12 protein-coding genes are annotated in these 9,087 nt (G+C 44.1%); 5 read left to right on the top strand and 7 right to left on the bottom strand.

The genetic code is table 11. From position 1 onward, the window contains the following. Window positions 1-657 (bottom strand): ribose-5-phosphate isomerase RpiA (gene rpiA, locus PX482_RS25340; protein WP_288123187.1); only part of this gene is annotated, 657 nt, incomplete at its 3' end. Window positions 658-729: 72 nt separating this feature from the next. After that, complete coding sequence (locus PX482_RS25345; RefSeq protein WP_002757731.1) at window positions 730-1,257, bottom strand: RNA recognition motif domain-containing protein; 528 nt, start codon at window positions 1,255-1,257, stop codon at window positions 730-732. Window positions 1,258-1,818: 561 nt separating this feature from the next. Between PX482_RS25345 and PX482_RS25350 the strand changes: the two genes are divergently transcribed. Next, entirely contained in the window at window positions 1,819-2,019 is a 201-nt protein-coding gene (locus PX482_RS25350) for an NblA/ycf18 family protein (protein ID WP_002739006.1), read from the top strand. A 133-nt stretch (window positions 2,020-2,152) separates the two neighbouring features. Continuing rightward, window positions 2,153-3,034, top strand: a complete 882-nt coding sequence (locus PX482_RS25355; protein WP_002757730.1) for a universal stress protein — start codon at window positions 2,153-2,155, stop codon at window positions 3,032-3,034. Window positions 3,035-3,325: 291 nt separating this feature from the next. Here the strand turns inward: PX482_RS25355 and arsC are convergent, their stop codons facing one another. From arsC to PX482_RS25375, 4 genes are all read right to left on the bottom strand, one after another. Beyond that, window positions 3,326-3,724 (bottom strand): arsenate reductase, glutathione/glutaredoxin type, encoded by a 399-nt coding sequence (gene arsC / locus PX482_RS25360; RefSeq protein ID WP_002757729.1) that lies wholly within the window; start codon window positions 3,722-3,724, stop codon window positions 3,326-3,328. Window positions 3,725-3,747: 23 nt separating this feature from the next. Further along, complete coding sequence (arsH, locus tag PX482_RS25365) at window positions 3,748-4,395, bottom strand: arsenical resistance protein ArsH (RefSeq protein WP_002757728.1); 648 nt, start codon at window positions 4,393-4,395, stop codon at window positions 3,748-3,750. A 9-nt stretch (window positions 4,396-4,404) separates the two neighbouring features. Further along, window positions 4,405-5,550: an ACR3 family arsenite efflux transporter gene (gene arsB, locus PX482_RS25370; protein WP_002757727.1), complete on the bottom strand. Its 1,146-nt coding sequence runs from the start codon at window positions 5,548-5,550 to the stop codon at window positions 4,405-4,407. Window positions 5,551-5,675: 125 nt separating this feature from the next. Beyond that, window positions 5,676-6,014 carry an ArsR/SmtB family transcription factor gene (locus PX482_RS25375; RefSeq protein WP_002757725.1) on the bottom strand — a complete coding sequence of 113 codons (339 nt, stop codon included), beginning with the start codon at window positions 6,012-6,014 and terminating at the stop codon, window positions 5,676-5,678. 194 nt (window positions 6,015-6,208) lie between these two features. On the opposite strand from PX482_RS25375, the gene psb30 reads away from it, so the two are divergent. Together psb30 and PX482_RS25385 are read left to right on the top strand one after the other, a co-directional pair. Continuing rightward, the gene (gene psb30, locus PX482_RS25380; protein WP_002736367.1) at window positions 6,209-6,328 is read left to right on the top strand and encodes a photosystem II reaction center protein Ycf12/Psb30; all 120 of its coding nucleotides are present in this window, start codon (window positions 6,209-6,211) and stop codon (window positions 6,326-6,328) included. A 283-nt stretch (window positions 6,329-6,611) separates the two neighbouring features. Then, on the top strand, window positions 6,612-8,168 hold the full coding sequence (locus tag PX482_RS25385; protein WP_002757724.1) for a M16 family metallopeptidase: 1,557 nt from the start codon (window positions 6,612-6,614) through the stop codon (window positions 8,166-8,168). Here the strand turns inward: PX482_RS25385 and PX482_RS25390 are convergent. After that, window positions 8,157-8,303 (bottom strand): hypothetical protein, encoded by a 147-nt coding sequence (locus PX482_RS25390; RefSeq protein ID WP_288093863.1) that lies wholly within the window; start codon window positions 8,301-8,303, stop codon window positions 8,157-8,159. The genes PX482_RS25385 and PX482_RS25390 overlap by 12 nt on opposite strands. Window positions 8,304-8,374: 71 nt before the next feature. Between PX482_RS25390 and PX482_RS25395 the strand changes: the two genes are divergently transcribed. Further along, a partial coding sequence (locus PX482_RS25395; protein ID WP_288093865.1) for a M16 family metallopeptidase occupies window positions 8,375-9,087 on the top strand: 713 nt, incomplete at its 3' end.

Genomic DNA, 9,087 nt, shown 5'->3' on the forward strand with positions numbered 1-9,087 from the left:
CAGATCAGCAACCCCGACAAATAAACCATTTTCTAAAACCCCCGGCATATTATTAATAGTTCTTTCCAAATCAGCCGGATCATCGATACTATCAAATTTAACATCGATAACTAAATTGCCTTGATCTGTCACCACGGGGCCAGCTTTTTTCACTCCCATGCGGAGAGAAGGTTTACCACCGAGTGCCTCCAATTTTCGCATCACCGGAGTCATGGCCATGGGTAACACTTCCACCGGCAAAAGAAAAGTCGATCCCAACTTGTCCACCAGCTTATTGCCATCCACTACCACGACAAAAATATCGGCGAGACTATCGACAATTTTCTCCTGAGTATGGGCAGCACCGCCGCCTTTAATCAGGTTTTTCTGGGGATCCACCTCATCGGCCCCATCGATAGCGATATCCATCTTTGCGATGACATCGAGGGTAGTGAGGGGAATTCCGTACTTCCTAGCCAAAACTTGCGCTTGAAAAGAAGTAGGAACCCCGACAATATTGCTGATTTCCCCGCTTTGCAGTCTAGCGCCCAGATACTCGATCGCGTAGGCCGTCGTTGAACCAGTTCCCAATCCCACGACCGAATTAGATTGAACTAGATTAGCGGCGGCCTTACCGACCTCCTGTTTCATGAGAATGACCGGATCGATTGCTGTCATGATGCACATTCCTAAAAGCGATATTTTGAACCTCTTAGTTATCGGCTATCCCTTGCCCTCTTGTCAATGGAATTAGGGATTAGTGGCCTGAGCTGCTAACATTTCCTTGAGTTTAGCCAATTCATTAGCCCAACGGGGATCTGGCTGTAAAGCGTCACCATCGCTGGTAACTTTCGGGGCATTATTGCCACCCCGTTCAGCCTTGCGTTTTTTGCCGCCGCCACCACCACTACTGGATTTGCGCGGTGCTGCTGTCGTCGGTTTCGGAGTCGGTCTTTCGACTTTTTCCGGGGTTTCTACGCTGGCCTCCGTGCCTTCTGCTTCTTCTCCTTCTTCTTTACCTCCCTTGCTGCGGGGGAGAGCTTTCTCGATTTTGATCGGGTTTTCCATGAAGGATTGTCCGTTGTATTTTTCGATAAACTGGTCAGCTAGTTCATCGCTAGGGACGGTAACGAAGGCAAAACCGCGACATTTGCCAGTTTTGCGATCTTTGATGACTTTAGTGGTGATCGTATCCCCTTCATCGGCAAAAAGCGCCTGTAATTTTTCGCGCTCGACGGATTCTTTGGGCAAATTACCAACGTATAGACGAACGGACATGATGGATTCCTCCAAGTATAGGGTGATGTAAAAACTTGTGCGACATTCCGTGCCTGTATGCTGATTTTTTTAAGGCAAACAGAGCTAAGGAGGATGTTTCCCAGCGATAAGCTTGCAGTTTCTGCACGATAGCGGCTGTGGCCGTCAATTTTGACTATCCTTAACGATTTCAACGAGAGGGACGGAATCTAGGGGTTACGTTTTTAGCTTTTAACAGGCCTAATCATTCAACTTACCCGATTTATGTCGCTCTCTTCGATTATTACAGAATGTTTACACAATTTGTCAAATATTTTCTCTCGCTCTGGGCTGCCTAAGTATAACTACTTAAGTATTTGTTCACAGTAAGCAAAATTTTATGAAAACTCTTGCTAAATGTATCATTATATGCTTCTTTCCTTTTGGCGGCGGGGTATCCTAGCTAACGGGAGGGAAAAAGCAAAACCCCCTTTACAGATACATTGACACTTTGTCAAGTATTTGTTACATTAGTTAAAAAAGGTGATACCCATCACCCATCTCGCTTGTTATCAACCACTGTCTTCATCGAGGAGGAACACCATGTCTCAACCGATCGAACTTTCCTTAGAACAACAGTTCAACATTCGTTCTTTTCAGACTCAGGTAGAAAAAATGAGTCAGGAGCAAGCGCAGGATTTCCTGATCAAGCTCTACGAACAAATGATGGTCAGAGAAAATATGTACAAAGCTTTTCTCAAACACCAGTGGGGTCTAGATTCTAATCCCTGGGCCCCCCAGTAACTCATTTCACCCCTGCGGGCGACCTCTTTCTCCGGCTGGGTTTCTGCGGAAACGAGCTAGGGATGCGGGGCGCATTTCTTCACCTTTTTAGCTATTCTTAGGGAAGAATAACCGAATTGCTAGGGGTTAATTTATGTTCGAGCGCGCTTTGATCTGTACAGATCTTTTCGATGGTCTCCATCGTCTTGTCCATTGTGTGCCACACTTAGCCCTGAGCGGCTTAAAACAAGTTATCTTCCTCCACAGTATTCCGGTTTGGGAACAACCCACCCTAGCTGCCGTAGATCAAGGGAAAATTGACGCGGCTAAAGAAAAATTATCCCCAGCTTTAGCAAATATTCCCGACGGTATGACAGTTATTGTCGAAATCTCTAACCGTCGTCCCGTGGATGCCGTGCGGGAAATCCTCGCGCATCACTCTATTGACGTGATTTTGATGGGAAATCCCATGCGCGGTGCTGTCCAAGAAAAATTATTCGGTAGTACCAGTTTAGCGATCGCAGGTATTACCGATATTCCGCTGCTGATTTTCCGACCGCAATTATTATCAGTTTATACTCGCGATGAATTAGCCCTGCGCTGTCAACATCTCTGGAAACATTTATTAATTCCCTACGATGGCAGTCCCGACGCAATTTATCTAATTGAACAGATGGAAAAATACGCCCCAACTCGCGCCCCCGGCTCTTTTGAGCAATGTCTCCTCGTCCGGGTAGTGGAAAATATCAGTCGCGATCCCAGTGTCACCGAATACCGTTTAAATGATGCCCGTCGGGAATTAGAATCGGTGCAAGTGCGACTAGAAAAACTCGGTTTGCAAGTACAGAGCCAAGTGCGACAAGGAACACCTGTATTAGAAGTTTTGACGGCAGCGGAAGAAGATGACATCAGTGCCATCGCAGTGGCTACCTGCCATCGTTCCAATATGTTGGAATGGTTAGCCGTGCGTCGGATTAATGAAGATATTCTTCATCAACTGTGGTTCCCCTTATTATTTTTCTCCCCCAAGGGATAGGCTAGAAAAAAGCTCCTCTTGGGGATAAACTACAAAGGCACAAAGGACAGAGAGAGGAAGACAGATTTGATCGCTAAAATCGATCACACAAACGATAAGAGAGCCGCAAAAATTTGGGAGAAATTAACTTAAGTAAGTAGTTATAATTAAATTAAAAATAGATTTTGCCTCTGATCCCCCCTGCCCCTCCTAGGGTTGATTCATAGTAGAGTTGATTCATAGTAGGGTTGATTCATGAATCAACCCTACCCAAACTCCTTGATAAGGTGGGGATCTGAAAACTTTTAACAACTACCTACTTAACTGTTCAATTAATCCGACAACTTTAGCCTTAATTTCATCGCGAACTCGGCGAAAAGTTTCGATGGGTTGACCATCGGGATCATCAATTAACCAATCCTCGAAAATTTCCTGTAAAACCCATCCTTCCGGCAGATTGACACCGCAACCACATAGGGAGATAACGGCATCGTAATCTTCAGGATTAAAATCCCTAATTGATTTGGAAGTTTGGTCAGTAATATCGATACCAATTTCCTGCATAACTTCGATTGCTCCGGGGTGAACTTTGGCCGCTTCTAATCCAGAACTTGTGACAGCAATTTTACCCGCACCTAAAGTTTTAGCGAAACCTTCGGCGATTTGGGAACGACAGGAATTTTTTCTACAGGCAAACATGACTTTTTTCATGATTTTAACTCCTAGAAATTGATTTAATTAATAGCTTTATGGGCAATTGTGGCTATTTCTTGGGCGGCTTTTTCCTTCCTTTCACTATAGCGATCGGTCAGATAATCTACCTGATCCCGCAGGAGAATGGTAAACTTATAAAGTTCCTCCATCACATCAATAACCCGATCTCGATAGGGGGAATCTTTCATCGTGCCATCCTCGTGAAACTCCTGATAAGCTTTAGCCACAGAAGATTGATTAGGAATAGTAAACATTCGCATCCAACGACCAAGAATTCGCAGAGTATTAACCGCGTTAAAAGATTGGGAACCTCCGCTTACTTGCATGACTGCTAAAGTGCGGCCTTGAGTGGGACGAATCGCACCAATACTTAAGGGAATCCAATCAATTTGGTTTTTGATAATGCCGCTAATATTGCCGTGAAGTTCGGGAGATGACCAGACTTGACCCTCAGACCATTGACTTAATTCTCGTAATTCCTGTACTTTGGCATGAGTATCGGGAACACTGCCATAAATCGGCAATTCACGGGGATCAAAAAAGCGCACTTCTGCCCCATATTCAGTGATAATTCTGGCCGCTTCTTCTGCTAGTAAACGACTGTAGGAACGTTCCCGCAAAGAGCCATACAGAAAAAGAATCCTTGGTTTGTGAGTCGATTGGAGCATGGTGAATAATTATTTGTAAGAACTCAAGCAACGAGGATCGAGAAGGGTGGCTTTTTCTGGATCTCTGGGAAACCAAAAGGCGGTTTTTTTACAGAATTCTACCAACATTAACATCACAGGTACTTCAATCAATACCCCCACTACTGTCGCTAAAGCGGCCCCCGAATTCAATCCGAATAACATCACCGCAGTGGCGATCGCTACCTCAAAATGATTACTAGCACCAATTAAAGCAGCGGGAGCCGCATCTTCGTAAACTAAATTGAGTTTGAGAGCGGCCACATAACTAAGTAAAAAAATCAGATTAGTTTGAATAAAGAGGGGAATAGCAATCAGGAAAATATGCAGGGGATTACCAACAATTAAATCGCCTTTGAAAGCAAAGAGGAGGATTAAGGTTAACAATAAGGCAGTGATTGCCACAGGACTGAGATAGTGAAGAAAACGCGATTCAAACCAGGCCCGTCCTTTATGTTTAAAAATCCAGTGACGGCTATAGATACCGGCAATAAGCGGTAAACCAACGTAGATTAACACAGAAAAAACAATGGTCTGCCAGGGGACTACAAAATTATTAGCTGCCAGTAACCATTTACCTAGAGGAGCGTAGAGAAAAAGCATCGCTAGGGAATTGACTGCTACCATAATTAGGGTATGACCCTGGTTACTGTAGGAAAGATAGCCCCACATCAAGACCATGGCCGTACAGGGTGCAATTCCTAGTAAAATAGCTCCAGCAGTGTAGGAACTAGCTAAACTTACCGTCTGTCCTCGGATAATCTCCGTTTGACTCAACCAAGGCAGAAACAGCCAGCCGAGAAAAAATTGAGCCAGCGCCACCATGGTAAAGGGTTTGATCAGCCAATTAACCACTAAAGTTAAAATAACTGGTTTGGGAGTACGGGCAGCCCGAAGAGCCTGAGAAAAGTCGATCTTAACCATGATCGGATACATCATGAAGAAAAGACAGATGGCGATCGGAATAGAAACGTTATAGATACTCATGGCATCTAAAGTCCGCGCTACGTCCGGAAATAACCGACCGAGGGCAATTCCCGCCAAAATACAGAAAATAACCCAAAGGGTAAGATATTTTTCAAAAACACTAAGGCTACCGCCAGCTTTGGCGGCTTTAGGATTGATTTGATTAGTCATCGCACAAAGGTGGAAAGAGAATAATGGGAGATTGGGTAATCCACCTTTATTATTTCAAAAAAAGTTGATATGTCAAGGGTAAAAGCTAGTTATAAAGCTTTAATATTTCTAAAAATCTTGATTGGTTACTGATTTTCCTCGCAGAAACGAGCGGGGACGAGGGAACTAAAACGACGATATTCCGATAGATATTCTTCTAGGAGAAGAAATTGAGATAGATTTAGGCTGTAGTAGATCCAACGACCCTCTTGACGACTGCGGACTAAATTAGCTTCTTTTAGCGTTTTTAGGTGAAAAGATAATTTAGATTGGGCGATATCGAGATGGTCGCGCAATTCACAGACGCATAATTCCTGATGTCGCAACAGTTGCAGAATTTGCAGCCGTAGGGGATCCGAGAGTGCCTGAAAACCAGTACAAATCCGGGTTAACGAGTCGGGAGATGTGGCCAGAGAGTTGAACATTGAGATAGTCCCTCGGTGGGAAGGAAATAGGAAAGCGGGAAAATTCAGAATTGCAACAAAACTTTATGTATTTTTGTATCGAATCAGGAAAACCAGCGAATCATCCCCTGTATGATAGACAATGGTTTTGACCAGAGACAATGGTTTTGACCAGATTAGCCTTTTAAATCATTGTAAACAGGTTAGGAGACATCATGGAATTATTTGCGGCTCTCAATTTAGAACCCATTTTTCAACTCACCTTCGTGGCGCTAATCATGTTAGCTGGCCCCTTTGTCATTTTCCTACTAGCTTTTCGTGGCGGCGACCTATAAAAACCGCCTCCCACCCATTGTTATTCGTGCTTTTTTTGACTTCTCTCCTCTTTAGGGAGAGATTTTTTGTCTAAAAGTCAGGAGTCAGGAGATAGGAGTCAGGAGATTGCTTTTATTTATTCTCCCCACTTCCCCACTTCCCCACTTCCCCACTTCCCAATTCATAATTTATAATTCATAATTCATAATTCATAATTCCCACTCCCCCTCTCCTAACAATCGACTGCTAAGATCGAACAGAGCGATCGATCTCTCGCTCCCACGATACCTGATAAAACTATCTATGATCATTAAAAATAACCCCTATTATCGGGCTGTAATCGGCTTTTGGGTGGCTTTTCTTGTGTTTTGGGGTTTTGGGAGTTTCTCACCCCTTCTTGCCCAAGCGAAAGAGCAACCAGCCGATGTACAATCGATTACCCCCTACCTTAAGCAATTTCAACAAAAAATTACCGAATTTCGCCTCGATAACGGACTAAAATTTATTATCCTAGAAAATCGCGATGCTCCGGTTATTTCCTTTGTTACCTACGCGGATGTGGGAGGTGCCGATGAACCGGACGGTAAAACAGGAGTTGCCCACTTTTTGGAACATTTAGCCTTTAAAGGCACAAAAACCATCGGTACTACCGATTATCTTAGCGAGAAAAAAGTCCTCGATCGCCTTGAAGCTATAGACAAAGAACTACAAGCGGCCAAAAAAGCGGGTAAAAGCGCAGAAGTGGCTAAATTAACGGAAGAATTTCAAAAAACTAAGGCAGAGTCCGAGAAATTCGTCCAACGCAACGAATACGGGCAAATCGTCGAAACTCAGGGAGGAGTCGGTTTAAATGCCACCACTTCCAGCGATGCAACTAGCTATTTTTACAGCTTCCCGTCGAATAAATTGGAATTGTGGATGTCTTTGGAATCGGAACGATTTTTAGAACCGGTGTTCCAACGGGAATTTTACAAAGAAAAAGACGTAATTCTAGAAGAAAGACGGATGCGGACGGATAATAGCCCCTTGGGTCTATTAATCGAAGCTTTTCTCGATCAAGCTTATACTGTCCATCCCTACAAACGTCCCGTTATCGGCTACGATCGAGATATTCGCAATCTGGAACCCTCGGATATCCAAAACTTTTTCGATAAATTTTATCCTGCCAGTAATTTAACCATAGCTATCGCCGGGGATGTGGACCCAGAACAGGTCAAACAGTTAGCTAAAGTTTATTTTGGTCGTTTTCCCGCTAAACCGAAACCCCCACAGGTGAAAGTAGTGGAACCGAACCAAACCAAAACAAAGGAAATTACCCTAAAATTAGCCTCGCAGCCTTGGTATTTAGAAGGATACCATCGTCCCGCCCTCAATCATCCCGATCATGCGGTTTACGAGGTTATCGCCACTTTAATGAGTGAAGGAAGAACTTCGCGACTGTATAAAGCTTTAGTGGAGGACAAACAACTTGCTCTCGCTGCCCAGGGATTTAACGGTTTTCCGGGGGATAAATACCCGAATTTGCTGTTATTCTATGCTCTCAGCGCTCCTAATGTCAGCCTGGAGGAAGTAGCGCAGGGTTTAAATTTGGAGTTGGAAAGATTGAAAAATGAACCGGTTTCGGAACAGGAATTAGAACGGGTTAAAAATCAACTACGGGCAGCCCTATTAAGAGGTCTTGATTCTAACATGGGCATGGCGCGATCCTTGATTGAATACGAGGTAAAAACCGGCGATTGGCGTAATTTATTCGCCCAATTAGATGCTTATAATGCTGTCACGGCAGCTGATATTCAACGGGTGGCTAAAGAAACTTTTACCCCCGAAAATCGCACTATTGGCCGAATTTTACCGAAATAGAGAGATGGGGAGATAGGGAAGTGGGGAAATGGGGGAAGTGGGGAAGTGGGGGAAGTGGGGAAGTGGGGGAATTTCAACTAAAACCCCATCACCCCCCGCAACGCGCACGCAGTGACCACCCCAACACCCCAACACCCCAACACCCCAACACCCTAACACCCTAACACCCTAACACCTAAAACCTAAAACCTAAAATAAATATAATCATGAAAAAACGCTTACAATGGCTAGGTTTAATCCTGATCACCCTGATAGGTGTCCTAGCTTTTCGTTCCCCGGCAATTGCCCAAACCCCGCGACATTTTACTGATTTAACTTTTCCTCCCCTTCCTGAAGTTACAGTTCCCCAATACGAACGTTATCAACTAGATAATGGTATGGTGGTTTATTTAGTGGAGGATCGGAGCTTACCTTTAGTGAGTGGTACGGCGATGATTCGGACAGGAGGGAGATTAGAATCCGGGGAAAAAGTCGGATTAGCCGATATTACTGGAACCGTGTTGCGTAGTGGTGGCACCGAAAAACATCCTTCCAATGTCTTAAATCAATTATTAGAACAAAGAGCAGCCCTAGTAGAAACCTCGATCGATCTTAACGCTGGAACTGCTAGTTTTAGCGCCCTTAGTGAAGATTTAGAAGCAGTTTTTAATCTCTTTGCTGAGGTTTTGCGTTCCCCAGCTTTTGAAAGTCAGAGGGTGGAATTAGCTAAAGTTCAGGAAAAAGGGGCGATTGCTCGACGTAATGATGATCCCAGTGATATTGCTAGTCGGGAGTTTAGAAAGCTAGTCTATGGTGATAATAGCCCCTACGCTCGTACTGTAGAATATAGCACTTTAGCTAATATTGACCGTCAGGATTTAATCGATTTTTATCGTACCTATGTCCGTCCCGACCAAATAATTTTAGGAATTGTCGGTGA

This window comes from Microcystis sp. M53602_WE12, assembly GCF_030065455.1.
GTDB classification, from domain to species: Bacteria; Cyanobacteriota; Cyanobacteriia; order Cyanobacteriales; family Microcystaceae; genus Microcystis; species Microcystis aeruginosa.